This window comes from Actinomyces oris, from assembly GCF_001937445.1.
GTDB lineage: Bacteria > Actinomycetota > Actinomycetes > Actinomycetales > Actinomycetaceae > Actinomyces > Actinomyces acetigenes.
In genome coordinates this window covers 1,796-26,167 of sequence record NZ_MSKS01000046.1, presented here as the reverse complement: position 1 = coordinate 26,167, position 24,372 = coordinate 1,796, and the positions used below count along the sequence as shown (strand labels likewise).

The following is a 24,372-nucleotide window of genomic DNA, read 5'->3' as shown; positions in this document are numbered from 1 at the left end:
CATCAAACTACTCACCCAAACCCCCACCTAAACCAACTTTGCCGACCCCCTGGAGGATCACCGAGTCGGTCTGCCCCCTGACGACTTCCTCGTAGCGTCTTGTGCTCCATTCGGTACCTGCCAACCTACAGCTTCAAGACCGAGTGGAGGGCTTCTGTACCGCCCACGCCCACCATCTCCCGAGCGTCAACGCTCAGTGGGACATGAGAACGCAAGCCGAGATGAGCCTATCGATTTTGCGGACGTCAACCTGGGGTCCAAGCTTGATCTTGATGTGACCTGCCCGCGTCCACAGCTCAACTTCGGAGTTCATATCGAATGTTCCCGCGTTTTCAGTGGACCACATGTTGATGGCGCTATAGGGCAGCGAGTAGATCTCCACTTTCCGGCCAGTTAGTCCTTGCGCATCGCGGACGATCAACCGCTTCGAGGTGAACACAGCTGAGTCGCGCATCGTCTTGAAGGCAGCGTAGGGCTGCTCCCCTTCAACAAGGACGCCCAGGACGTCCTGAGAGATCGGAACCTCCGCCAAGAAGGTCCACGTAGCCACCGAAGCCATCTCCATGCTCATGATGTCGCCTCACTGAAAATAATGATCGCTGGGAACCCAACTTCCTTCGAAACAGACATTATCAAGCGACGCCTCAGTACTCCAAGACACAAACATGCATCTTTTAATTACTTCGATCGAATTTCCTACAATCAATCGAACGAGATCGAACAAGTAGGTATCGTTGACGCAGACTCGACACCTACCCCCGCCCTACCGACCAACCTGTAACAGAACGGAACTGTTCACAGCAGGCGGCGCTGTCCGCCATCGCACCCAGGCCTGCGGACTTAGCGACTACCCCCCTGTTGACCCAACGCACCTACGGCTACTCCCCACGACCCCAAGCCCCAACCTCATTCCACTGTAGGGCGCGGAGGTGACAGCCGGGACGAATACAAAGGTTGTGGACTTCTGGCGTTTCATTGAGGTTAATTCACAGGACTAGCCGACGCTGGCATCTACGCAGGTCACAGCACCTTCGACGTATGCTGCAAATCGCTTCGCTCTGTCCATTCGCCGGATAAACAACACTTGCGGCTACCTGAATGAGTTCCTGCCGGCGAAGGCATTCAGCTCAGCTGGACTGTGAATCGAACAGGATCGTCACAATGCCCTAACATTGGATGAGGCCGATTAACGTCAGAATCTCAACTAATTTTTCGACATGGAATCAGTACAGTTCCTCAACGATTCAGTTCACCGACATTTACATTCGCATTCAATACACAGGTAACACGTTGGCGCCGACCCCTCTCACCCAACAAATATACACCTCCCCAGGCCTCGCAATTAACCGACACAGCAAGAGTGAGGCACGTTAAAAACACCAGAATGCTCAGGAACGCAACCAGGTCCTATAGATTCATCGAAGCCGCGTAGTGCGCCGCAACATGTTCATTATTTCTCGACGCTTAGTTTTCCAGCTTCTACGAGACGACTGAACAACATACGGAGTTGCAACCACGACCTTACTCAGAAACGGAAGTTTATCTTTAGGTGAACAAAGTAAATTTTGGGGCGCCAAAAGATCGCGCTCTTGACTGTCAGAGATGACGCTTTCGATATGAAATAACGAATCAAAATTAAGGTACTCGTCGACCTCCCCAGAGAATCCTTCGCCATCCCTATGCTTTGAGTCAAGAATCCATAAGATTCGATCAACCATCAAAGGATCTTCAAGAAGACCAGCAAAGTCTGCAAGAACGCCGTCACTACACGATCGAATATAGTCGAACACTTCACGTGTACCAGAGCCAGAGCGAATCACCGGGAGAGAATCAGATCTACTATGCACGAAGTTGCCTTTTCGGGACCCATGCAAAAACAGCAATCTAAAGTATCCATCGCGCTCAGGATCTGGATAACATGAATACCATATCTGAATATCCTGTGCATCATCCTTATACTGATCCCCCTCTCGACACCTCCTCCCCATCATTCCAAAACCAGAGTACGAGGCAATTCTCCCAACCAGCGGATCACACATGTCTCTTAGTTCCACCGCACCTCTGCTTAGATTTTTAATTACTCTGGGAGCGTGGTCTCGGACGTTCATTGAGGTGGATCCGTCAATTCTAATCTTGGTGCGACGTCCCCTGTTTCGCATAAGGCGTGCAGCTCTAGAAGTTTCGGCGGACACCTCCCCTGATGAGGATACCTCCTCCGCCCTATCTCCAACCTCTCTCGCCGACATCCTTTCAGCAATCTTCCTCAAACCCAAGTACAATTCGCGATTTGGATCATAATGAAACATGCTTGCCTCCTAGGAGTCAACTCACTATGGACATTCAAGATTGCTGGAGCACCATCACATAAGGTGACACACGCCCTTTGGAGGCTTGGGAAACCTTATCGGATTCGCTTTGAATTGATGACACCACATACCATAGAATATGGATAGCATTCATTCGACCACAAACCTACGGCTTAAATGCTGTCACATCTCCCGATCCGACACCCTTCGGGGTCCAGTTTTAGGACTCCAAACCCACCGACACATCGCCTCTAGCCCGACTACACCCTCAGCTTGCCTGTACACTGATGGCGCTCCGCCTCCGACAGAATCACAATATAATAGCATCACGAGCCGCCCAAAAGAGAACCGCTTCCCGAGACTCGCATGCTCACAACGGTCACGAGGAAGGTCCGACAACTATTGATCGTGCCCATTTGTATTGCCGCAACTATCTACACAGTTGCTACGCATTTCTATTCCACAATACACTCAAACCCAGAATATTTAAAGACAGCACTATGAAAGGCAAGCCGGAAATGAGGTGTCACGGACGATTCAATCCAATCCAACAGTTAGCATTCTGCTGTCACACATTAAACCTAAACTCCACGACATCACCGTCTGCCATGACGTAGTCCTTTCCTTCCATGCGCACTCGGCCGTGAGCGCGGGCTTCGGCAACGCTGCCGTATTTGACCAGGTCGTCGTAGCTCACGATCTCGGCCTTGATAAAGCCTCGCTCGAAGTCCGTGTGGATGACACCCGCTGCCTGGGGCGCCGTCGCGCCCTTGCGGATCGTCCACGCACGCGATTCCTTCTCCCCCGCCGTCAGGTACGTCTGCAGCCCCAGGGTGTCGAAACCAACCCGGGCCAGCTTGTCCAGGCCGGACTCCTCCTGCCCGTTGTCGTGCAGCATCTCCGCCGCCTCCTCGGGCTCCAGCTCCACGAGCTCGGCCTCGAACTGGGCGTCCAGGAAGATCGCCTCCGCCGGCGCCACCAGCTCGCGCAGCTCGGCCTGGCGGGCCTCGTCGCTCATCCCGGCGTCGTCCATGTTGAACACGTAGATAAACGGCTTGGTGGTCATGAGCTGGAAGGTCTTGAGCACCTCCGTATCAATCCCGGCGGCCTGCGCCCCGGCGGACAGCAGCGTCCCCTTTTCCAGGACCTTGAGGGCCGCCTGCGCCGTCTCCAGCACCACGGGCTCCGTCTTCTTGCCCCGCACCTCCTTCTCCAGGCGCGGGATCGCCTTCTCCAGGGTCTGCATATCCGCCAGCACCAGCTCGGTGCTGATCGTCTCGATGTCCCCGGCCGGCTCCACCTTCCCATCCACGTGGACCACGTCCGGGTCCTCGAAGGCGCGCGTCACCATGCAGATGGCGTCCGCCTCGCGAATGTTGGCCAGGAACTGGTTGCCCAGCCCCTCCCCCTCGCTGGCGCCGCGCACGATCCCGGCGATGTCCACGAAGGAGACCGTCGCCGGCACCACCCTCGCGGAGTGGAACAGCTCGGCGAGCTTGTCCAGGCGCGCATCCGGCAGGGGCACAACCCCCACGTTCGGCTCGATGGTCGCGAACGGGTAGTTGGCGGCCAGGACGGTCGCGCGGGTCAGAGCATTGAACAGGGTGGACTTGCCGACGTTGGGCAGTCCGACGATTCCGATGGTAAGTGCCACGCAGCAGAGTTTAGACGGCCCCTGTGACACCGTGCGCCCCGACGGCGCCCGGCCGGGTCACGCCGTCGGCTGCCCCGCTCACTTCCCGGAGTTCCCGCTCGTCCGGACCGAGGCCCTCAGATCATTCCACGAGGTGTAGAAGCCCCCGCCGGCGTTGGCCCCGATCCCCACCGTCACCGCAACCAGGCCCGCCGCCACCAGGATCACCACGACGCGCCCCAGGATCGCGCCACCCAGGCGCGCCACCGACCGCTTGCCGCCGTCGCGCCGTCGGCCCCAGCGGGGCGACCAGAACAAGACAACGCCCAGCGCCCCCAGCGAGACGACCACGGCCACGATCATCGTGCCCAGACCGTTGACCTCGAACGGTTTGGCACGCACTGGCGAGGCCGGCCGCGCCGCGCGCTGGTCCTTGGACGTCTCCGACAGGGGCTTCACGCCAGCAGCGGTGGCCTTGGCCCTCGCATCGCCCTGAGGCGCGGGAAGGCCGGCCGCCGCGAACACGGCCGGGTCCGAGCCCCACCACGCCAGCAGCGACGGGAAGTGGTTGTTCCACAGGGTCCAGGAGTGCCCGCCCTTGGCCGGGGTATCAACCGTCACCGAGTCCGGTTTCCGCACCGCCTCATCCATGCTCCAGGCGGTTCGGGCCGTGCTGTAAGGGTCGTCCTGAGCCCCCAGGACGTAGAAGCGCATACCGTCGGGCTTGCGCTTTCCCAGCATGCTGGACAGCCCGTTCTGCGCCTGGAGCTCCCTACCGCTGTGCGCCAGCGAGCCCTCACCGGGCAGGTCGTAGGAGGACATGACACCCACCGAGCCGAAGCGCTGCGGGACGTCATAGGCGGTGCGTGCCGCGCAGTAGGCGCCCGCCGAGATCCCCATGATCATCCAGCCGGCCCGCTGGGTGGTGACGTTGGGGAAGGTCGCCTGGATCATGCGGGGAATCTCCTGCGCGATCCAGGTCCCCACAGCCGGGCGGCCGTTGATGTTGACGCAGTCGGGCTGGCTGGCGCCGTCCGCGTTGAGCGAGGGGAACACCAGGATCGACGGCGGGATACGGCCGGCATCGATCGCCTCCTGGAGTCGCTTGGATGAGGCGAGGCCCGTCACCAGGGACTGCGGGTCGCCGACCCAGCCGTGCAGGCCCACAAGGACGTTGTAGGTGCGACCGTCATTAGGCCGGTAGCCCGCCGGCAGGACGACGCGCACCGGCAGCTTGATGCCGCTGACCGGGCCGGTCCAGGTGGCCTCCTGCGAGCCGTCGCCGACGTCGTGGAAGGATGCCTTCCAGGCCGAGGCCGGGGCGGCGCCGAAAGTGGATGACTTCGGCGGGGACTCGATGCGCGAGGAGACCTGAGCGCGAGGGGCGGCCGCCTTGGCGAGGTCCCCGACTGTGCGCACGTAGTGCATGGGCCGGTTGATGAGCAGGCCGCCCAGCGCAATGACGAGCAGCACCGGCACGCCCACCATGACGATGCGCGCCGTGTAGCGGCCTACGGCCCGCAGCACCGTGCGCAGCGCGGGGCGGGTGAATCGGGTGGGCCTGTCTGCGCTGGAGGCACCCGTGGCGGCCGGAACAGTTCGCGGAAGGAGGACTGCCGCGACGACGGTGGTCAGAACGGCGAGGACCAGCACGACCAGGATCGTTTGGAGGCTGGTCAGCGGGATGCTGCGCAAGAGGCTCACGTCCAATAAGCATGGCACCACCTGCTCAAATCCCCATCATCCAGAGGTAGCAGAAGGGCAGTGCTCTTGGTCTCCTCGCCTCCGCCACAGGGAGGCTCGGGCGGGACGCAGGACTGTTGCCCCAGGTCCGATCGGTCAGTTTTGGTGCGTGCCGGGGAGAAACGCGCCTGACGACGCCGGAGCTGACCGGGCCGGCGGATCGGAGCGGAGGGCCGGGTCAGGGCGGGTGGGGCGCCGGGCCAGGCGGGTAGGGCCGGATCAGCGGAGTGGCTTGGCGGGGTGGGAAGGGCGAGCCGAATCAGCCGGCCGGGGGGACCTGCGGCGGCGTGGCGCCGCGGGACTTAAGGGTACGTAATAGATGTCGGACCTCACGGGCACCATCGGTTCATGAGCTCCTCAGCGGTCCTTCTTCCCATCCTGCTGCTCCTCGTCGGCCTGGTGATCGGGGTGGTCATCGGCTACCTCGGCGCGCTCGCCCGGCGCACCGCCGCACACCAGTCGGAGGGCGATCAGGTGGCCGAGCTGCGGGCGCAGGCCGCACAGTGGCAGGCCCGGGCCGAGGAGCTGTCCTCACGCACCCAGGTGGCCGAGGAGCGTGCCGAGCGTGACGGCTCCGTGCTGCGGGCGCTCGCCCCCGTGCGCAGTCAGCTGGAGCAGGTGGGGGCCCGGGTGGAGTCCTTGGAGAAGCAGCGGGCGGAGCAGCACGCGGCCCTGGCCGAGCAGCTGCGGGCCACCGCCCTGCGCGAGCAGGACCTGGCCCGCTCCACGGCCTGTCTGGAGGGGGCGCTGCGCTCACGCTCGGCGCGCGGCATGTGGGGTGAGGTCGAACTGGCCCGGGTCCTGGAGGCCTCCGGGATGATGCGACACGTGGACTTCTCCGAGCAGCGCACCATCGGGGCGCTGGTCCAGCGACGCCGCGGGCAGGCGGGTCCACCGGGCTCAGCCGCCTCGGCCGCCTCGGCCGCCGGTGAGGGGGCGGCCGGCCGCTCCCGGCCCGACGTCGTCGTCCACCTGCCCGGGGACGGCTACCTCGCCGTGGACGCCAAGGCACCCATGGACTCCTACCTGGCGGCCACCGCCGTCCAGGGCGCCGGCGACGAGGACGAGGAGCGGCGCAGGCAGCTTCTGGAGGCTCACGCCAGGGCGCTGCGCGGACACGTCGACCAGCTCGCCGCGCGCCGCTATGACCGGGCCCTGGGGGACTCCCCCGAGCTCGTGGTCCTCTTCGTCCCTGCGGAGGCGGTGCTCTCAGCCGCTCTGGAGGCGGACCCCGCGCTCCTGGAGCACGCGCTGGGGCGCGGCGTCGCCCTGGCCTCACCCGTGTCGCTGCTGACCCTGCTGCGCACCTGTGCCACAGCCTGGGCCCGCACCGCCGTCAACGACGACGCCCGCGAGCTGCTGGAGCTCGGCCGCACCCTCTACGAGCGGTTGGGGACCGTCGCCAGTCACCTCGACGCACTGGGCGGGGCACTGCGGCGCAGCGTCACCGCCTACAACAAGGCGGTCGGCTCCATGGAGAACCGCCTCCTGGTGACCGCCCGCTCCCTGGAGACCCTCGGGGAGCAGGTGGACTCCCCCACGCTCATCAGTGCCGACGCCGCCCAGGTGCGCACTTTCACCGCACCCGAGCTCACCGCCGACGGGAAACCCACCTCCACGACGACATAACGCATGCCATACTCTCGGCTCGTGACGATCGACGCCTCCATGGCGTCTATCGGGCAGCGTTGTCTCCCATCTCATGACTGGTTGACACACTGCCAGAACGTTTCAATGTCCGATTGGCGGGTATCTCCGCTCCATCGGCCCTTCTCGGAGGAAGACACCATGCTGTCATTCATCGGAATGATCATCACCGGCGCCGTGCTCGGAGCCCTCGCCCGGCTCGTCATGCGGGGCGAGCAGAACATCTCGGTCCTGTGGACCATCGTGCTGGGCGCCGTGGGCGCACTCATCGGAGGCGCAGTCGCCAGTCTCTTCGGCGTCGCCCACACCGACGGGATCGACTGGATTCGCTGGGGTCTGTCGCTCGTCGCCGCCATCGTCGCGATCTCCGTCTACCTGAGCGTCACCGGCCGCAAGTGAGTGCAATGGCCCCTGAACGCGGCGTCGGGGCACCGGTCAGATGATCGGTGCCCCGACGCCGGTCATGGAGTTCAGGACATGATCCCGGCAGATGCGGAACTCAGCCGGGCTCAGCTGGTCTGAGCAGGACTCAGCGGCGCTCGCCAACAACGGCGCCGGAGACGTCAGCCTCCTCCAGGCGCACCATGTGCGACCCGGTCACCAGGCGGTGCCCCAGCCAGATGGCTCCGAAGACCGGCAGGCCGATGTAGGAGGAGAGCACCGCCACCAGCTGTCCCTTGAAGACCGCCTCATAGTTCTGGCCCAGAACCACCAGGGCGCACAGGGCGAAGGCCAGTATCGGCCCCAGCGGGAACCAGGGCGCCTGGTAGGGCAGGTCAGCCGGGTCGTTGCCCTGGAGCACGTAGGCGCGCCGGAAACGGAAGTGGCACGCGGCGATCCCCAGCCACACGATGAACCCGCACAGGGCGGAGACGTTGACCAGCCAGACGTAGGCGGTGTTCTGCCCCACCACTGCGGTCAGGAAGCCGGCCGCCCCCACCAGCGCCGTCGCCCCCAGGGCCCGCACCGGGACCCCGTGGCGGTTGACGTAGGAGAACCAGGCCGGCGCCTGCCCCTGCAAGGCCATCGAGTGCAGCATGCGGGTCGAGGCGTACAGTCCCGAGTTACCGGCGCTGAGCACCGCGGTGAGGATGACGGCGTTCATGAGAGCCGCCGCGACCCCGATCCCGGCCCGCTCGAAGACCAGGGTGAAGGGCGAGTAGGCCACGTCCTCGGTCTCAGTGTGCAACAGCCGGCTGTCGTTGAAAGCGATGAGGAAGCCGACGACCGTGATCGCCCCGATGTAGAAGATCATGATCCGCCAGAACACCGTGTGGATCGCCCTGGGCACGTCCCGGCGCGGGTTGCGGGCCTCACCGGCCGCCACGCCCACCAGCTCGGTGCCCTGGAAGGAGAACCCGGCCACCATGAACACTGACACGATCGCCAGCATCCCACCGTGGAAGGGCGCGTCGTCGACGACCCAGTTACTGAAGCCCGGGGACTTCCCGCCGATGATGCCGGCGATCATCGCCAGACCCGCCACGAGGAAGACGATGACCGTCGCCACCTTGATGGCCGACAGCCAGAACTCCCCCTCCCCGAAGGCGCGGGCCGACAGGGCGTTGAGCGTCGTCAACAGGGTCAGGAACAGCGCCGCCCAGATCCACGAGGGCACCCCCGGCAGCCAGTAGCGCATGACGATTCCGGCGGCCACCAGCTCGGCCGCCACCGTGATCGCCCAGTTGAACCAGTAGTTCCAGCCCATCGCGAAGCCGAAGGAGGGGCTGACGAACCGGGTGGCGTAGGTCTGGAAGGAGCCGGCCACCGGCATGTGCGCCGTCATCTCACCCAGGGACTGCATGAGCAGCAGCACCATGAGGCCAATGGCCGCATAGGCCACCAGGGCGCCGCCCGGTCCGGCCGTGGAGACCGTGGCACCCGAGGCCACGAACAGCCCCGTGCCGATGGCGCCGCCAATGGCGATCATCTGCATGTGCCTGCTGGTCAGGCTCCGGTGCAGCCCACCGTCCTCCTCCAAGACCTCGTTGGAGACCTGGCCGGAGACGCCGGAGACCACCGCGTCGACAGGATCTGGCGAGGTCACAGGGGCAGCACTGTCGGAACTGTCGGCGCCGCCGGCAGCGGGCCGCCCGCCCGACGCGGCGGGGGCAGGGCCACTGGGGGCGGACTCGTCATGGGAGTGTGTCACCCGACCGAGGGTAATCGTCAAGCATGCAACCCGGCGTTCACCTTCGGCCTGTCTCACGCCCCCGGCCTGTGCAGAGGCTCACGACCGGCCCCGCAACCGGGGGCAGCGCAGCCTCAGCAGGTGTGGTCGGCGGCCGGCTCGCGACGCTTGTGTGCCGAGGCGGCTCCCTGAGCCGCCATGAGGTCCGCGCGCAGGTTCTTGGGCAGGGAGAAGGAGATCTTCTCCGTGGTGGTGCGCACCTCCTCGACGTCGTCGAAGCCGAGCTCGGCCAGGCGCTCCACCACCTCACGCACCAGGATCTCCGGCACCGAGGCGCCCGAGGTCAGGCCGACCGTCTCCACGCCGTCGAACCAGGACGGGTCGATCTCGCTGGCGAAGTCCACCCGGTGGGCGGCGCCCGCACCGGCCTCGAGGGCCACCTCCTTGAGGCGCACCGAGTTCGAGGAGTTGCCGGAGCCGACCACGATCATGAGGTCAACCCTCGGGGCGATCTTCTTGACCGCGGCCTGACGGTTCTGGGTGGCGTAGCAGATGTCCTCGCCGGGCGGGTCGATCATCTGCGGGAAGCGCTCGCGCAGCAGGCGCACCGTCTCCATGGTCTCGTCGACGCTCAGGGTGGTCTGGCTGATCCACACCACCTTGGAGGGGTCGCGCACCTCGACCTGGTCCACCTCGTGGGGGCCGTTGACGACCTGGATGTGGTCGGGGGCCTCGCCCTGGGTGCCCTCGACCTCCTCGTGGCCGGTGTGGCCCACGAGGATGATGTCGTAGTCCTTGTCCGCGAAACGCACCGCCTGCTTGTGCACCTTGGTCACCAGCGGGCAGGTCGCGTCGATCGTGTCCAACCGGCGCTCGGCGGCCTCGGCGTGAACCGCCGGGGAGACGCCGTGGGCGGAGAAGACGACGCGAGCCCCCACCGGCACCTCGTCGGTCTCCGAGACGAAGATGGCGCCGCGCTTGGAGAGGGCCTCCACGACGTACTTGTTGTGGACGATCTCCTTGCGCACGTAGATCGGCGCCCCGTAGTGGGCCAGGGCCTGCTCGACGGCGTCAACGGCGCGGTCCACGCCGGCGCAGTAGCCGCGCGGGGCGGCCATGAGGATCCGCTTGCCGCCCTTGGAAGAGGGGGCCGCGGCGTCGGTGTGCTCACTGGCGAGCTCGGTGGTCGTCACGGTCACCACTGTGCCACAGGGGGACCCAGGTCCCCAGTGGTGGACGTGGCACAGTGGTGCATGTGACAGGCCAGAGCCCCTCCCCGCACAGCCCGCAGCCCTCCCCCGGTGCCGGCCGCGCGTCCCGCCCTGACGCGGGCGCCAGCCCCGGCAACCCCGGCAACCCCGGCGGCCCCCGGGAGCTGGCGCCGCGAGCGAACCTCACCACCGCGGAGAACCCGTGGCCGCTGCGGCTGCTATCCTCCAAGATCGACCAGTACGTGGCCCGCATGAGCCAGGTGTGGGTGGAGGGGCAGGTCATCCAGCTCAACCGCCGCCCCGGCGCCGGCATGGCCTTCCTCACCCTGCGGGACACGGATGCCGACATCTCCATGTCGGTATCCATCTACGCCCGGGTCCTCGACGCCGTCCTGGCGCGCACCGGCGCCGAGCTCGGCGAGGGGGCCCGCGTGGTGGTGCGCGCCAAGCCCACCTTCTGGGCCAAGCGGGGCTCGCTCCAGCTGCAGGCCGACGACATCCGGCCCGTCGGCGTCGGCGACCTGCTGGCCCGCATCGAGCAGCTGCGCCGCATCCTGGCCGCCGAGGGCCTGTTCGACGCCGAGCGCAAGCGGCCCCTGCCCTTCCTGCCGCGCAAGGTGGGCCTCGTGTGCGGACGCCAGGCCAAGGCCAAGGACGACGTGCTGGTCAACGCCCGCCTGCGCTGGCCCGGCCTGCCCTTCGAGGTGCGGGAGGTCGCCGTCCAGGGGGCGCGCGCCGTCGGCGAGGTCACCCGGGCCATCCAGGAGCTCGACACCGATGCGCAGATCGACGTCATCGTCGTGGCCCGCGGGGGCGGCGCCGTCGAGGACCTGCTGCCCTTCTCCGACGAGGGCCTCGTGCGCGCCGCGGCCGCCTGCCGCACGCCGCTGGTCTCCGCGATCGGCCACGAGACCGACTGCCCCCTGCTGGACCTGGTGGCCGACTACCGGGCCTCCACCCCCACCGACGCCGCCCGCCGGATCGTCCCCGACCTCGCTCAGGAGACCGTGGGCCTGGACTCGGCCCGCGAGCGCCTGCGCAGCGTGCTCGCCTCGCGGCTGGACGCCGAGCAGGCGGCCCTGGACCAGCTGCGGGCCCGGCCGGTCATGGCCGACCCCACCTCGATCGTGCGCGACCGGGTCATCGAGCTGGGTCAGGCCCGCGACAGGATGCGCCGGGCCGTGGAGCATCGGCTGTCGCTGGCGGCCGCGGACCTGCGCGCCGACCACGCCCGGCTGACGGCGCTGTCGCCGCAGGGGGTCCTGGACCGCGGCTACACGATTCTGCGCACTCCCGGCGGCAAGGTCATCACCAGCGCCGAGGACGTCAAGAAGGGCGACCTCATCGAGGGCGTCCTGGCCCAGGGGAGGCTCGTCGCCCAGGTCGTCGGCGCCACCAAGCCCCGGCCCGCCGATATCGACTGAAGAGCAACTGGGCGCCGCCAAGGCCTCGGGGACCGTGCCCGCTCGCGGCCTGCTGGAGGCCCGAGGACGCACTGTAGGGCGTGCGCGCGGCCCCCTGGGGCGCAGTGGTCGAGGCTTACGGTGCGTCCTCGCGCTCCGGGCGGCCGGTAGCCCTGAGGACGACGATGGCGACGGGGATCGCGGCCACCGCGAAGACGGCCGACGCCCCGACGACTGCCCGGTGGAAGCCGGTCAGGAAGTCGCCTGAAGCGATCAGGCTGCCAAGAACGGCCACACCGACGACGCTGCCGGCCTGCCGGGCCGCGTTGATGACGCTGCCGGCGATGCCGGTGTAGCCCACCGGCGCGGAGGCGACGGCGGCCGAGGTTGCGGCGGGCATGGTCAGTGCCGTGCCGAAACCGCCCAGGAAGGTCAGGGCCGCCACCAGCGGGTACGGCGTCGAGGCCGTGACGGCAGCGAGCCCCAAGAACCCGACCGCACCGGGGAGCAGGCCCGTCAGCATCGTGGGGAACGCCCCTGTTCTGGCGGTCATCCTGCCTCCCATCGGGGAGGCGACGACGGCGCTGCACGCCTGCGGCGCCAGGGCCAGACCGGCGAGCCATGGCTCATAGCCCAGGTAGCGCTGCAGGAACAGAGCCAGGACGAAGAGCTGGCCGAAGAAGCCGGTATTGAGCGCGAACCCGACCGCGGCGGCCACGGCGAAACGCGGTCGGGAGAACACCGCCGTCGGCAGCATCGGTCGGCTCGCGTTGCGCTCAACCAGGATGAAGGCCACCAACAGGCACAGTCCGGCGAGGGTTGAAGCGACAACGGGTGGGCTCCACCCGTGCTCGCCTGCGGCGATGATCCCGTAGGTGGCGACCGCGAGCCCTGCGACGGAGAGAACCTGCCCGAGCAGGTCGCCGCCTTCGCGTCGTCGCAGCGACCGCGTCTCCGGCGCGGGCAGGCTGCGGGCGGTGAGCCACAGGGCGGCTGCGACGAGGGGAAGGTTCACCCAGAACACGAGCCTCCAGCCGGTGAAGGTCACGAGCAGTCCCCCGGCCACCGGACCGACGGCCGCGGCGATACCACCGGCTCCTCCCCACAGGCCGATGGCTCGGGCCCGGTCGGCGGAGCGATCATGGATGAGGGAGAGTATTGCCAGGGAGGCTGGGACGATCGCGGCGGCGCCGACGCCCTGCAATGCGCGGAAAGCGATGAGCGCGCCGCCGGCAGGGGCCAGGGCACAGGCCGTCGAAAACAGGCCGAAGACCAGCAGGCCGAGCAGGTGGACGCATTTTGCGCCCAGCCGGTCACAGGCCGCCCCTGCCGACAGCTGCAGGGCTGCGAAGGTGAGGGCGTAAGCGTCGACAACCCACTGCAGGGAGGCGACCGGGGCCCCCAGGTCCCCGCCGATCCGCGCCAGCGCCACGTTGACGACCGTCGTGTCGAGCATGACGATGAAGAACCCCAGCAGCGCCGCGATGAGGGCGCCACGCCGTCGGTATCCGCTCATGAGTGATCTCCTTACTCCTCTGGCCCCGTCTGCCGGTTGGTGCCGGCCACCGGCAGGCTAGAGCCACAATTGTTCGGCGCAGACCGAACCGGCGCGGGCGCATACTGGCCGCATGTCACGGACTTCCGACCGTTTCTTCCCCGAGGCGGTTCCTGACGTCGCCGGAACGGCTGCGGCGCTGGCCGACCTGTCGCGGGCCGCCATGTGTGCGGCGCTTATGGACGGCAGGGCGTGGACGGTGGGCGAGCTCGGCTCATACGCCGGGGTCACGCGGTCGACGGCCAGCGAGCATGTCGACGTGCTGGCGGCGCGCGGTCTTGTCACGAGGGTCCGGCAGGGGCGGCACTGCTACATCACGCTCTCAGGGCCCGAGGCGGCTCGGGTCATCGAGGCCCTGGGGGTGATGGCGGCATCAGCGCTGCCCACGTCGCGCAGTCTCAATGCGTGGACGGTGAACCGGCAGCTGTTGGCAGCCCGTACCTGCTACCGCCACCTAGCGGGACGGCTCGGCGTGAGTCTGGCCGAACAGCTCCAGGAGCGCGGTCACCTGGATCCCTCGTGGGGACTGACCGGTTCCGGCGAGGACCTCCTGGCTACCTGGGGGATGGAGAAGCCGCTTCATATCCGTGGGGAGGCGTGCATGGACTCCACTGAGCGACGGTTTCATCTCGGCGGGCCGCTGGGGATCGCACTGACGCAGGCGCTGTTCGATCGCACCTGGATCGCACGCATCGAACGGACCCGGGCGGTGAAGCTCACGGAGGCCGGCCGCGAGGCACTGGCGCAGGCAGGTTTGACGGAAGTGCTGACACACCTCGGTGAAACGACCTCCAACGACGCAGCAGGATAGAAGTGCGGGCTGACGTATCGGTGCACGTCGACCGGGACCAGCAAAAGTCAGAAAGGCTCTCAGGCCCGGATTCTGTCCAGATGGGACGACTTTGGAGCCGTTACAACCAGTCGATGCCGCGCTAAAACGCTCTGACCAGTGCAGATGCGAACGCCACTGAGACGGGGCACTGTCAAAGTCGTCCCTCTTGGACACTTTTACCCTGCGGACACTGTCTCAGACCGTCCGGCCCGCCCTGCCCGGGGCCGGCCCGTGCGAGAATCGGGGGGTGAGCTCCGAGATGAACCCCGGCCCGTACTCTGACCAGTACCCAGAGGAGTACTCGCCCCACAGCAGCCCCTACTCGGCGTCCTCAGCATCGTCAGGGTCTTCAGCGTCATCAGCTCCTGGCGCCGGCGGGGCCTCCGGCGCCAACGAGGATGTCGCCTCGCTCAGCTATGAGCGGGCCCGCGAGGAGCTGGTGGCCGTCGTGCAGCGTCTTGAGGCGGGCTCCGTCCCCCTGGAGGACTCCCTGGCACTGTGGGAGCGCGGCGAGGCCCTGGCCCAGCGCTGCCAGACCTGGCTCGATGAGGCCCGCGCCCGCCTGGCCGCGGTCGCGCAGGAGGACCCTGAGGACTGACGAGACCGGGGCTGGCTGGGTATGACCCGCCCGGATCGGCGGCTCCAGGCTGCGTACGCGTGCCCGCACGCGCAGCGAATCGACCGTCTTGGCGACGTTGCCATTGGCCTGGGGGTCACGCTCGTGTCCGCACGCGCGGTGAACTGACCGAGTTGACCGGGGCTCCGGCTGGCGGTAGCGCACTGATCGAGCGCCACCGGGCACCACAGCAGAAGCCCGAAGAGAGCCGTAGATGTCCAGCATCGGGGACAAAGGCTCGGATCCCTCCCATCCGGACGGAACGCAACCGCATGATTTCAAGGTATTCGTTCATGTGGCCTGGGAGCCGAAAGCCCTTTGTCACCGATTTGGACACTCTTGGGCGAGACGGGCCCTGAGAGCGGCGCCGGATCGGTAGGCTGTGGGCATTCACCCTCCGGCCCCGCGCATCGACCAGCGCGCCGGCCACTGCCGGGCAGTGTTGCACCACCGCGTTCCTCATCCGCCCGAGTCCTCTCACCGCCTCGTTCCGTCTCACGTCCCTCCCACGTCTCGTCTCAGTTCACCGCCACCGGACCCCGGTCCTGCACGAAGGAGTCACCCATGACCGCACCCGGCCGCCCAGGATCCGCCCTCGTCATCGGCGAGGCCCTGGTTGACGTCGTTATCCACCCCGGGCAGGAGCCCGTGGACATCCCCGGCGGCGCACCCGCCAACGTGGCCCTGGGGCTGGCGCGTTTGGGTCGTGACGTCGAGCTGCACTGCTGGATCGGCACCGACGAGCGCGGCAAGGCCGTGCGCTCCCACCTGGAGGCCTCCGGGGTCCGCCTGGCTCCGGGCGCCGACGGCGCGACGCGCACCTCCACGGCGCAGGCCACCATCGGGGAGGACCGCGCCGCCAGCTACGTCTTCGACCTGGACTGGAACCCGCCGCGCCCGACGCTGCCCGACGGGAAGGCACCGCTGCTGGTGCACACCGGCTCGATCGCAGCGATCCTGGCCCCCGGCGCCGCCACCGTGGAGCAGGTGCTGCGTGAGACCCGCGCCACCTCCACCATCGCCTACGATCCCAATGCCCGCCCCCAGCTCATGGGAGACCCGGAGGACGCCCGCCAGATCGTCGAGCGCCTCGTGGGCCTGTCCGATCTGGTCAAGTGCTCCGACGAGGACATCGCCTGGCTCTACGGCCGGGACGCGGACCTGGAGACGGTGCTGCGCTCCTGGTTGGACAAGGGCGTGGCCGTCGTGGTCGTCACGCGCGGCAAAATGGGGGCTCTTGCCCTGTCCGCCTCGGGGGTGCGCCTGGAGGTGCCCGCCGACCCGAGCGTCGTGGTGGCGGACACAGTGGGCGCCGGCGACTCCTTCATGGGCGGCCTGGAGGACGCCCTGTGGAGCGAGGACCTCGTGGGCGCGGACCGGCGCGAGGCGCTGCGCGCCGTGGACGCCGCGACCCTGGAGCGGATCATGCGCCACGCCGCGGCCATCGCCGACATCACGGTCTCACGGGACGGGGCCAATCCTCCCACGCGCGACGAGCTGCCCTGAGGGGCCCGGCGCGACGCGTTCGTAGGGTAGCCCTCGCGTTCGTACCCTGAACCCCCGAAAACGAGGCTTACCCTACGAACGCACGGGTAAGGGGCCGCGACAGTGACAACGCCGGAGCCGGGCAGTACGATCGCGCGGGCTCAGCGCAGGATCGCGGCGGCCAGCAGGACCACGGGCACGAATCCGGCCGTCGTCAGCAGGACGGCGTCGCGGGCCAGGTCCTTGGCCACCCCGTAGCGCGAGGCGTACATGAAGACGTTCTGCGCCGTGGGCAGGGTGGCGGTGACGACCGGGGCGAGCAGCTGTGCTCCGCTGAGTCCCACTGCCAGTCCGACGGCGGCGGCCAGCCCCGGCATGACGGCAAGCTTCCAGCCCACCGCCAGCCACAGGCCGCTGCGCCGGCCCGCACCATGATGAGACCACGACCTCGCCCCGAGCGCCGGCGCCCCCTCTTCCCGGGGCAGTCGGCCTCCCGTGGTGTCGGCCGCGTGCGCCTCCGATCCCGCCTCCGCCACCTGGGGCTCCTGATCCTGACGGGTTGACTGGACCGATCGGGCCGGCGAGCCCGGCGGGGGCGAGGCGGCCTCCTCCGGCACGGGATTGCGCAGGGGCCGGGGCGCCCCGGCCAGGCTCATGCCCAGGGCCAGCATCATGAGCGGCACCGCGACGCGCCCGAGCATCTCCAGACCCTGAGCCGGGTAGCCGCCGCCCCACTCCTTGAGGTCCACGCCGCCCAGGTTCGCCGCGGTCCCGGCCACAACACCCCACAGGAGCGGGTTGCGCAGCGGGACGGTCAGGGTCGCCAGGCGGGACGGGTTGCCGCGGCGGGTGACGGCGTCGAGCACGGTGAAGGTGACCGGGGTGAGCACGAGGAGCTGGAGCAGGAGGATCGGGGCAATGGTGGCCGCGTCCCCCAGGACGAGGACGGCCACCGGGATCCCCAGGTTCGCGGCATTGACGTAGCCGGAGGCGAGCGCACCGATGGTGGCCTCAGCGGTGGGGCGGCGCAGCACGAGTCGGTGAAGGCACCAGGCCGAGACGATGGCCGCGAGCTCGGCGGCCACGGCCACGGCGGTGGAGCGGGAGAGAACCGCCGTCAGGTCGGCGCGGCTCAGCGTGGTCACGAGCAGGGCCGGGGTGGCGGCGAAGAAGCAGACGCGGGTGAGGACCCCGTCGGCGTCAGCGGGCACGGCGCGGGTGCGCACCAGCAGCCAGCCGACGGCGATGACCGCACCGAAGACGGCCAGTCCCGCCACCACATCAGCCATGGTCTCCCCCTCTCATAGGCCCCGGCGCGACGCGTTCGTAGGGTAGCCCTCGCGTTCGTACCCTGAACCCCCGAACGCGCGACCTACCCTACGAACGCGCGGGCGAGGCCACGGCAGTACGCCTTAGCCGACCGGTTCGAGGTCCACCCAGGTGCCGACGTGGTCGGAGATGATGAAGGAGGTCGTTCCCCAGTCCACGGCGCGCAGCAGCGGGCTCCCATCTGCCGTGGCCGCCTCATCGGTCAGGGGCAGGCCGTCGGGGCCGGTGGGCCACAGGTCGGTCAGCACGTGGTCGATGCGCCGCTTGGGGCCGGCTGCCGGGAAGGTGAGCCCCTCCCCCACGGTCCGCCCCAGCCCCAGGACCTCGACCTGCTCGGCGGAGAGGTTGTAGTCGCCCACGAGCAGGTGCGGCCCGGGCAGGCCGGCGAGCGCCCCCCAGGCGGCGGCGAGCTGTCGCGCCGCCATGGACTCGCGGGTCGCCAGGTGGGTGGAGGCGACCGACAGCTGGCGGATCGGCCCGCCGGCGCCTTCGGGCACCTCGAGGGTGGCGGCCACCATGATGCGCTGGGAGGCGGTGGACACGTGGTAGGAGCGCGGGTCCCAGGCCCGCTCACCGCGCTTCTCCACGCTGGAGGCCCCGCGCCCCAGGCGCTTGACGTGCCAGCCGGAGACCGGGAAGCGGGACAGGAGGGCGTTGCCGTAGCCGATCGGCCCGGACCCGACGGCGGCGCGCAGCAGCCCCAGGACGTCATCGGTTGGCGAGCTCAGCGCGGTGCGCAGGGGCCGACGGCGCAGCCCCACCACGGGCCCGGCGTAGCTGGCGCAGAAGCGGCAGGTCGGCATGCCCAGCTCCTCAGCCAGGAAGGCCGCCTGGGCCAGGCGCCCGGAGCGGGCCTGGCCCAGGTCCACCTCCTGGAGGGCAACGATGTCGGGGGCCAGCTCGGCGATCTGCTCGGCCGTGGCCCGCATGACGGCGCGGGCGGTGGCGGGGTCGGAGATGTCGGCGCCGGCCAGCGAGCCGGTGGAGGCGCTGCCGTCCCCGGCCCCCGCGCCGGGCAGACCGTGCTGCAGGTTGAGGCTCAGGACCCGGATCATGCTTGCTCCTCCTCGAAGGTCAGGCTCACGGAGTTCATACAGTAGCGCTGGCCGGTGGGGGTCTGGGGGGCGTCGTCGAAGACGTGTCCCAGGTGGCTACCGCAGGTGGCGCAGCGGACCTCGGTGCGCACCATGCCGTGGGAGGTGTCGGTTCTCAGGGTGACCGCCTCGGAGTCGGAGGGGTCGTAGAAGGAGGGCCAGCCGCAGTGGGAGTCGAACTTGGTGGTGGAGCGGAACAGCTCGGCGCCGCAGCCGCGGCAGCGGTAGACGCCCTCGCGGTGCTCGTCGAGCAGGGCCCCGGTGAAGGGGCGCTCAGTGCCGGCCTCGCGCAGCACGTGGTACTCCATGGGGCTCAGGGCTGCGCGCCACTGGGCGTCGGTGCGCGCGGCGGCCTCCAGGTCGAGGGTCGGGCCGGAGGGCACGGAGGCGGACGTCACGGAGGGCTCGCTGCTCGCGTTGGTACTCATGGGCTCATCGTCACCCGCCCGACGGCGCCGGGCGAGATGCGTTCACGCAGCGAAAACTCACCCATCCGCTGGGACGTCGGCCGCGTAGCGGCGGCCCGGCTCACCTGGGTCCCAGTCCCCCGCGCCGGGCACGGTGCAGCAGGGAGCGCCCCATGGCCCGCCCCAGGGTGACGGCCCGCCGGGCTCCCAGACCGTGGGCCGCGCTCTCCCCCTCGGCCTCCGTGGTCACGGCGGCATCGTCCCCGCTTCCCGTAGCGGCCGGGGTGGTGTCGGCGGGAGCGTCCTTCTGCTTGGCGACGATCTCCGCCGCCGCGCGGGCCACCTTCTCGGGGTCGAGGTCATGGGTGACCTCGACCTGCTCGACCTCCACTCGCGTGCGCGGCAGGGCGTAGGGGGCCTCCCGCTGGAGCCAGGTGACCAGCTCCTCGCGCACGTAGGACTTGAGGGCGCCCACATCACCGGGATTGTCCCCGGTCAGGACGATGCGCACGGTGACGTGACCGCCGACGGCGTCGAAGACCTCCAGGGAGGCCTGGCGCCCGTCCCAGGCCGGGGAGGCGGCCACGAGGCGGGCCAGCTCGGCACGCAGCGAGGCGATGGGCACGCGCCAGTCCAGGTCGAGGGTGAAGAAGCCAGTGGCCTGGGAGCCTCCGCGCGTCCAGTTGGCGAAGGGGTTCTCGGTGAAGTGGGTCGAGGGCAGGATGAGGCGCCGGTCGTCCCAGGTGCGCATGACCACGTAGGTCAGGGTGATCTCCTCGATGGTGCCCTGCTGATCGTCGACGACGACGATGTCGCCCACGCGGATCGCGTCGGTGGTGGCCAGCTGGAGGCCGGCGAAGACGTTGCCGAGCATGGAGCGGGCGGCCATACCGGCGATGACGGAGGCCAGGCCGGCCGAGGCGAGCAGCGATCCCATGGCGAACTGGACGCTGGGGAAGGTCATGATGGCGCTGACGAGCCCGGCGATGACGATGATGACCTGGGCGACGCGTCGGAGGACCTGGCTCTGGGTGGTCACCCGGTTGGCGCGCCCCTGGTCCCCGCCGGCCTGTGCCCCCTTGACGACGGTGGACTCGATGGACTTGGCGAAGGCGACGACGAGCCAGGTCACCGAGCCGATGAGGGCGATGGTGAGCCCGCGTTCGACGACGACCATCGTCGTGGAGTCGCTCTTGTCGAGCCGCAGCCCGGCCAGGGCCAGCTGGGAACCCAGGAATGCCCCGGTCATGGCGCCGACGGCGAAGACGGGCCGGCGCCCAAGCTCCACGACCTCGTGGTACAGGAGGCGGCGCCTGCCCATGAACGTCAGGATCGCCACCACCACGAAAGCGATGACGAGGCCGATGACGGCGCCCAGCCCGGCGTGCCAGGCGATGGTGACCAGGTCGTTCGTCGTCTTGGTCACCACTTTGACGGTCTGGTGCACGTTGACCTCGGGTATGCCGGTGAAAGTGCTGGTGGGCGTGGGAGCGGGGGTGGCGGAGGGACTCGCGCTGGGATCTGCGCTGGGGGTCGCGGGAGGGGTGGTGGCTGCGACGAGCATGACGCCACCTTAAGCAGCCCCGCTGTGCCTGGGCTGTGACGTATGGCTGGCAGTGGGAACCACCCCCCAACTTCCGCTTGACGTACTACGTGTGTCGTAGTACGTTAGATGCACGCAAGGACCTCAGGGTCCCGCCATCACGAACCAAGGAAGGAGGGTTCACATGATCAGCGCAGATGCCATTCGCGGCTACATCGACCTCATCGTCCTGTCCCTGCTCAAGCGGCAGCCGTCCTACGCCTACGACCTGGCCAAGACCATCACCGAGGTCTCCGACGGCGAGTACACCATCAAGCAGACCACCCTCTACACGGCCCTCAAGCGTCTGGAGTCCAGCGGTCTGGCGGACTCCTACTCGGGAGTGTCCGACTCCGGCAAGTCCCGCACCTACTACCGCCTCACCTCCGAAGGCACCACCCACCTGACCGCCAAGGTCGCCGAGTGGGAGGACACCAAGACCCTCGTCGACCGCTTCGCGAAAGGAGCCCGCTGATGGACACCATCGAGACCTTCCTCGACAACATGTTCGCCCCCTACCCGACCACGCCTCGCCTGACTGAGGCCCGCGCCGAGCTGCGCGCCATGATGGAGGACGCCTACAACGACGCCATCGCTCAGGGCAAGACCCACAACGAGGCAGTCGGGCAGGTCATCACCGACTTCGGCAACCTTCACGAGCTGGCCCCGGTCCTGGGCATCGCTCAGGACATCCAGCCCGGTGGCGCCCCGCAGGCGGCCCCCGCCGGTGCTCCGGTGGCCTCCGAGCCCAGCCATCCGGTTGGCCCCGCGCCCGTCGGCGAGCCGGCCTCCTGGGGCGGCAATCAGGACGACGACCCCTTCACCAACCTCGTGGCAGGGATCTACTGGCCGGCCGCAGTGGTCATCTACCTGCTGTGGAGCTTCATCTTCGACGCCTGGGACATCTCCTGGATCCTCTGGCCGGTGGCCGCCGTCGCCTTCGCCATCTTCGCCACCGTGCGCAGCTACCGGCGCGATCGTCAGTGAGTCCCTCCGCCCCGGCGCGGGGCTCACCCGGCCATGAGCGAAGGCCCGGAACCTTGTGGGTTCCGGGCCTTTCGCAGTGGCTCCGACCGGCGTCGATCCGGTGACCTTTCGATTTTCAGTCGAACGCTCTACCAACTGAGCTACAGAGCCTTGGGATGGAATCGGCCCGACCATTTCTGACCGGACCGACCTTTCCGCGACCTCGACGGGACTTGAACCCGCGACCTCCGCCGTGACAGGGCGGCGCGCTAACCAACTGCGCCACGAGGCCAGTGTGAATTCACTGTGTTATTCACTTGTGCGAATCCGTACCCCCAACGGGATTCGAACCCGTGCTACCGCCGTGAAAGGGCGGGGTCCTAGGCCGCTAGACGATGGGGGCCAGGGGCCTTCGACGTCGTCGCGCCTCGAACCGGGATGAACACTAAGGGGACAGTCTTCCGCAGCGCAAATCCCGGGAGCGTGACCCTCCTCACCGCTCGGTTTCGGCGGGATTCCGGCCCGCGAGGGCTCCCGGGGCGAAGCCCAGAGGTCTGGCAGGCTGAGATCGTGAGCCACGAGCACCACCAGGAGCCGGACCGCACCCGGGAACCGCGGCCGGTCAGGATGTCGCAGCAGGAGTTCGAGGACGTCGTCGGTGACGCCCTCGACCGGATCCCCGCCGACCTGGCCGAGGTGATGGACAACGTCGTCGTCCTCGTTCAGGACGAGCCCGACCCGGAGATGCTCGCCAAGGAGGACTATGACGACTCCGGCCTGCCCACGCTCCTGGGGCTGTACGACGGCGTCCCCCTGACTGAGCGCGACGAGGGCTGGTCCATGGTGCTGCCCGACCGCATCCTCATCTTTCGCGGGCCCCTGGAGCGCTGGTGCTCCAGTCGCGAGGAGCTGGAGGAGGAGATCACCGTGACCGTCATCCACGAGGTGGCCCACCACTTCGGCATCCCCGACGAGCGCCTCCACGAGCTGGGCTGGGAGTAGCACCGCGAACAGTGCGCGAGCAGACCGTCAGGGGCATGACCTCGCAAGCACCCAGGGACCTGCCTTAGTGTGGCCGGCATGAACGACCGTTATCGGCCTGACACTTCCGACGCCGGCAAGCCCCTCGCCCCTGACGCCACCAGCCAGTCCTCGCCGCATCAGGTGAGTCGGCGGCCAGTGCTCCTGGCGGCCTTCCTGGGCGCCGGCTCCCTGGCAGGATGCTCGCTGCTCCCCGGTTCCTCGTCGGCCGGCTCCTCCTCCCCCAGCGTGCGGCCGACGACCCCGAAGCCGGCTGTGCCGAGCGCCACTCCTTCGCCCACCGCGGCCACGAGCGCGACGACGTCGGCCACCGCGACGGCCACCGACGGAGCGCTGGCGGGCTGGAGCCTGGAGGAGAAGGTCGGCCAGCTCATGATGGTCGGGGTGGACGCCACCACCCCCACGCAGTCCTCCGCCCAAGCCGTCGAGACCCACCACGTCGGCAACATCTTCATCGCCGGCCGCACCACGGCGGGCAGCCAGGCGACCCAGAAGGTCATCTCCTCCTTCACGTCCAAGGCCGGCCCGGGCACGACCCACTCCACCCCGATGCTCGTGGCCACTGACCAGGAGGGCGGCGAGGTCCAGATCCTGTCCGGTGCGGGCTTCTCCGACATCCCCTCGGCGATGGAGCAGTCCGCCCAGCCGCGCGAGCAGCTGGTGGCGGCGGCGCGCACCTGGGGCAAGGAGCTGGCCGGGGTCGGGGTCAACATGAACCTGGCCCCGGTGGTCGACCTGGTCGACATCTCCCGGCCGACCTCCAACGAGCCCATCGGCCGCTGGGGGCGCGAGTACGGTCACGACGCCGCCACGGTCTCCTCCCAGGCCGGCGCCTTCACCGAGGGGATGCAGGCCTCGAAGGTCATCCCCACCTACAAGCACTTCCCGGGCCTGGGGCGGGTGAAGGACAACACGGACACCTCCGCGGGCGTTGTTGACTCCACCACGAACCGCCTGCCCGACGCCGCCGTCGGCGTCTTCGCCAACGCCATCGCCGCCGGTGCGCAGGTCATCATGGTCTCCTCGGCGACGTACTCGCTCATTGACTCCTCGGCGCCGGCGGTCTTCTCCTCGAAGATCGTCACCGACATGCTGCGCACGGAGATGGGCTTCTCCGGGGTGGTCATCACCGACGACGTCTCCGCCGCCGTCCAGGTCAAGGACGTGGGCGCGGGCGATCGGGCCGTGCGGGCGATCCGGGCCGGATGCGACCTCGTGCTGGCCTCGGCGGACCCGACGGTGGCCGCGGACATGGTCAAGGCCCTCATCGCCACCGCCCAGTCCGACCCGGCCTTCGCGGCGCGGGTGGACGAGTCGGCCACGCGGGTGCTGAACCTGAAGAAGAGCCTGCAGTCCTGAAGCGCGCCGGTCAGCGCATCGGCCTGCCTGAG

Annotated in this window: 20 protein-coding genes and 3 tRNA genes; 10 read left to right on the top strand and 13 right to left on the bottom strand. The window is 68.2% G+C overall.

Features of this window, described 5'->3' with window-relative positions:
- Positions 1 to 193 precede the first annotated feature (193 nt).
- The 3 genes from BKH20_RS11405 to BKH20_RS11395 all read right to left on the bottom strand — a co-directional run bounded on the left by BKH20_RS11405 (position 194) and on the right by BKH20_RS11395 (position 5,643).
- Positions 194 to 565 (bottom strand): PH domain-containing protein, encoded by a 372-nt coding sequence (locus tag BKH20_RS11405; protein ID WP_075373572.1) that lies wholly within the window; start codon positions 563 to 565, stop codon positions 194 to 196.
- A 2,309-nt stretch (positions 566 to 2,874) separates the two neighbouring features.
- A complete protein-coding gene (ychF, locus tag BKH20_RS11400) occupies positions 2,875 to 3,960 on the bottom strand; it encodes a redox-regulated ATPase YchF (protein ID WP_075391153.1) in 1,086 nt (361 codons plus the stop codon).
- Positions 3,961 to 4,038: 78 nt separating this feature from the next.
- Positions 4,039 to 5,643, bottom strand: coding sequence for an alpha/beta hydrolase (locus BKH20_RS11395; protein WP_256693156.1), 1,605 nt, complete (start codon positions 5,641 to 5,643; stop codon positions 4,039 to 4,041).
- Between the two features lie 387 nt (positions 5,644 to 6,030).
- Between BKH20_RS11395 and BKH20_RS11390 the strand changes: the two genes are divergently transcribed.
- Together BKH20_RS11390 and BKH20_RS11385 are read left to right on the top strand one after the other, a co-directional pair.
- Positions 6,031 to 7,311: a DNA recombination protein RmuC gene (locus BKH20_RS11390; protein ID WP_075391152.1), complete on the top strand. Its 1,281-nt coding sequence runs from the start codon at positions 6,031 to 6,033 to the stop codon at positions 7,309 to 7,311.
- A 159-nt stretch (positions 7,312 to 7,470) separates the two neighbouring features.
- Positions 7,471 to 7,728: a GlsB/YeaQ/YmgE family stress response membrane protein gene (locus BKH20_RS11385; RefSeq protein ID WP_070662979.1), complete on the top strand. Its 258-nt coding sequence runs from the start codon at positions 7,471 to 7,473 to the stop codon at positions 7,726 to 7,728.
- A 130-nt stretch (positions 7,729 to 7,858) separates the two neighbouring features.
- On the opposite strand, the gene BKH20_RS11380 is transcribed toward BKH20_RS11385, so the two are convergent.
- Together BKH20_RS11380 and BKH20_RS11375 are read right to left on the bottom strand one after the other, a co-directional pair.
- On the bottom strand, positions 7,859 to 9,481 hold the full coding sequence (locus BKH20_RS11380; RefSeq protein WP_143225003.1) for an amino acid permease: 1,623 nt from the start codon (positions 9,479 to 9,481) through the stop codon (positions 7,859 to 7,861).
- A gap of 113 nt (positions 9,482 to 9,594) precedes the next feature.
- Positions 9,595 to 10,653: a 4-hydroxy-3-methylbut-2-enyl diphosphate reductase gene (locus tag BKH20_RS11375; protein WP_430793397.1), complete on the bottom strand. Its 1,059-nt coding sequence runs from the start codon at positions 10,651 to 10,653 to the stop codon at positions 9,595 to 9,597.
- A 53-nt stretch (positions 10,654 to 10,706) separates the two neighbouring features.
- Between BKH20_RS11375 and xseA the strand changes: the two genes are divergently transcribed.
- Positions 10,707 to 12,095 carry an exodeoxyribonuclease VII large subunit gene (xseA, locus tag BKH20_RS11370; protein WP_075391149.1) on the top strand — a complete coding sequence of 463 codons (1,389 nt, stop codon included), beginning with the start codon at positions 10,707 to 10,709 and terminating at the stop codon, positions 12,093 to 12,095.
- A 115-nt stretch (positions 12,096 to 12,210) separates the two neighbouring features.
- Here xseA and BKH20_RS11365 read toward each other — a convergent pair whose 3' ends face one another.
- Positions 12,211 to 13,590: an MFS transporter gene (locus BKH20_RS11365; protein ID WP_075391148.1), complete on the bottom strand. Its 1,380-nt coding sequence runs from the start codon at positions 13,588 to 13,590 to the stop codon at positions 12,211 to 12,213.
- Positions 13,591 to 13,702: 112 nt separating this feature from the next.
- On the opposite strand from BKH20_RS11365, the gene BKH20_RS11360 reads away from it, so the two are divergent.
- The 3 genes from BKH20_RS11360 (at position 13,703) to BKH20_RS11350 (ending at position 16,583) form a co-directional block, all read left to right on the top strand.
- A complete protein-coding gene (locus BKH20_RS11360) occupies positions 13,703 to 14,440 on the top strand; it encodes an ArsR/SmtB family transcription factor (RefSeq protein ID WP_075377942.1) in 738 nt (245 codons plus the stop codon).
- Positions 14,441 to 14,708: 268 nt separating this feature from the next.
- Complete coding sequence (locus BKH20_RS11355; protein WP_378077665.1) at positions 14,709 to 15,059, top strand: exodeoxyribonuclease VII small subunit; 351 nt, start codon at positions 14,709 to 14,711, stop codon at positions 15,057 to 15,059.
- 582 nt (positions 15,060 to 15,641) lie between these two features.
- The gene (locus BKH20_RS11350; protein ID WP_075373561.1) at positions 15,642 to 16,583 is read left to right on the top strand and encodes a carbohydrate kinase family protein; all 942 of its coding nucleotides are present in this window, start codon (positions 15,642 to 15,644) and stop codon (positions 16,581 to 16,583) included.
- A gap of 140 nt (positions 16,584 to 16,723) precedes the next feature.
- Here the strand turns inward: BKH20_RS11350 and BKH20_RS11345 are convergent, their stop codons facing one another.
- The 4 genes from BKH20_RS11345 to BKH20_RS11330 all read right to left on the bottom strand — a co-directional run bounded on the left by BKH20_RS11345 (position 16,724) and on the right by BKH20_RS11330 (position 20,956).
- Positions 16,724 to 17,851, bottom strand: a complete 1,128-nt coding sequence (locus tag BKH20_RS11345; protein ID WP_075391146.1) for an AEC family transporter — start codon at positions 17,849 to 17,851, stop codon at positions 16,724 to 16,726.
- A gap of 123 nt (positions 17,852 to 17,974) precedes the next feature.
- Positions 17,975 to 18,946: an endonuclease/exonuclease/phosphatase family protein gene (locus tag BKH20_RS11340; RefSeq protein ID WP_075391145.1), complete on the bottom strand. Its 972-nt coding sequence runs from the start codon at positions 18,944 to 18,946 to the stop codon at positions 17,975 to 17,977.
- Positions 18,943 to 19,413, bottom strand: coding sequence for a peptide-methionine (R)-S-oxide reductase MsrB (msrB, locus tag BKH20_RS11335; protein ID WP_075391144.1), 471 nt, complete (start codon positions 19,411 to 19,413; stop codon positions 18,943 to 18,945). The genes BKH20_RS11340 and msrB overlap by 4 nt, the downstream gene beginning before the upstream one ends.
- Before the next feature lie 100 nt (positions 19,414 to 19,513).
- The gene (locus BKH20_RS11330; RefSeq protein ID WP_075391143.1) at positions 19,514 to 20,956 is read right to left on the bottom strand and encodes a mechanosensitive ion channel family protein; all 1,443 of its coding nucleotides are present in this window, start codon (positions 20,954 to 20,956) and stop codon (positions 19,514 to 19,516) included.
- A gap of 163 nt (positions 20,957 to 21,119) precedes the next feature.
- On the opposite strand from BKH20_RS11330, the gene BKH20_RS11325 reads away from it, so the two are divergent.
- Both BKH20_RS11325 and BKH20_RS11320 read left to right on the top strand, forming a co-directional pair.
- Positions 21,120 to 21,449: a PadR family transcriptional regulator gene (locus BKH20_RS11325; RefSeq protein ID WP_075370909.1), complete on the top strand. Its 330-nt coding sequence runs from the start codon at positions 21,120 to 21,122 to the stop codon at positions 21,447 to 21,449.
- Positions 21,449 to 21,961, top strand: coding sequence for a permease prefix domain 1-containing protein (locus tag BKH20_RS11320; protein ID WP_075391142.1), 513 nt, complete (start codon positions 21,449 to 21,451; stop codon positions 21,959 to 21,961). The genes BKH20_RS11325 and BKH20_RS11320 overlap by 1 nt, the downstream gene beginning before the upstream one ends.
- A 77-nt stretch (positions 21,962 to 22,038) precedes the next feature.
- Here BKH20_RS11320 and BKH20_RS11315 read toward each other — a convergent pair.
- From BKH20_RS11315 to BKH20_RS11305, 3 genes are all read right to left on the bottom strand, one after another.
- Positions 22,039 to 22,111: transfer RNA gene (locus BKH20_RS11315), tRNA-Phe, on the bottom strand.
- Between the two features lie 47 nt (positions 22,112 to 22,158).
- A tRNA-Asp gene (locus BKH20_RS11310) sits at positions 22,159 to 22,232 on the bottom strand.
- Between the two features lie 38 nt (positions 22,233 to 22,270).
- A tRNA-Glu gene (locus BKH20_RS11305) sits at positions 22,271 to 22,343 on the bottom strand.
- A 167-nt stretch (positions 22,344 to 22,510) separates the two neighbouring features.
- On the opposite strand from BKH20_RS11305, the gene BKH20_RS11300 reads away from it, so the two are divergent.
- Positions 22,511 to 22,942 (top strand): metallopeptidase family protein, encoded by a 432-nt coding sequence (locus BKH20_RS11300; protein WP_075391141.1) that lies wholly within the window; start codon positions 22,511 to 22,513, stop codon positions 22,940 to 22,942.
- A 69-nt stretch (positions 22,943 to 23,011) separates the two neighbouring features.
- Positions 23,012 to 24,340, top strand: coding sequence for a glycoside hydrolase family 3 N-terminal domain-containing protein (locus tag BKH20_RS11295; protein ID WP_075391140.1), 1,329 nt, complete (start codon positions 23,012 to 23,014; stop codon positions 24,338 to 24,340).
- Positions 24,341 to 24,372 lie beyond the last annotated feature (32 nt).

Excerpts from the sequence above, each read along its gene's own strand:
- BKH20_RS11325 (WP_075370909.1), top strand. The coding sequence starts at position 21,120 with ATGATCAGCGCAGATGCCATTCGCGGCTACATCGACCTCATCGTCCTG.
- BKH20_RS11340 (WP_075391145.1), bottom strand. The coding sequence starts at position 18,946 with ATGATCCGGGTCCTGAGCCTCAACCTGCAGCACGGTCTGCCCGGCGCG.
- BKH20_RS11350 (WP_075373561.1), top strand. The coding sequence starts at position 15,642 with ATGACCGCACCCGGCCGCCCAGGATCCGCCCTCGTCATCGGCGAGGCC.
- BKH20_RS11365 (WP_075391148.1), bottom strand. The coding sequence starts at position 13,590 with ATGAGCGGATACCGACGGCGTGGCGCCCTCATCGCGGCGCTGCTGGGG.
- BKH20_RS11390 (WP_075391152.1), top strand. The coding sequence starts at position 6,031 with ATGAGCTCCTCAGCGGTCCTTCTTCCCATCCTGCTGCTCCTCGTCGGC.
- BKH20_RS11360 (WP_075377942.1), top strand. The coding sequence starts at position 13,703 with ATGTCACGGACTTCCGACCGTTTCTTCCCCGAGGCGGTTCCTGACGTC.
- BKH20_RS11345 (WP_075391146.1), bottom strand. The coding sequence starts at position 17,851 with ATGGCTGATGTGGTGGCGGGACTGGCCGTCTTCGGTGCGGTCATCGCC.
- BKH20_RS11405 (WP_075373572.1), bottom strand. The coding sequence starts at position 565 with ATGGAGATGGCTTCGGTGGCTACGTGGACCTTCTTGGCGGAGGTTCCG.
- BKH20_RS11320 (WP_075391142.1), top strand. The coding sequence starts at position 21,449 with ATGGACACCATCGAGACCTTCCTCGACAACATGTTCGCCCCCTACCCG.
- BKH20_RS11330 (WP_075391143.1), bottom strand. The coding sequence starts at position 20,956 with ATGCTCGTCGCAGCCACCACCCCTCCCGCGACCCCCAGCGCAGATCCC.
- msrB (WP_075391144.1), bottom strand. The coding sequence starts at position 19,413 with ATGAGTACCAACGCGAGCAGCGAGCCCTCCGTGACGTCCGCCTCCGTG.
- BKH20_RS11385 (WP_070662979.1), top strand. The coding sequence starts at position 7,471 with ATGCTGTCATTCATCGGAATGATCATCACCGGCGCCGTGCTCGGAGCC.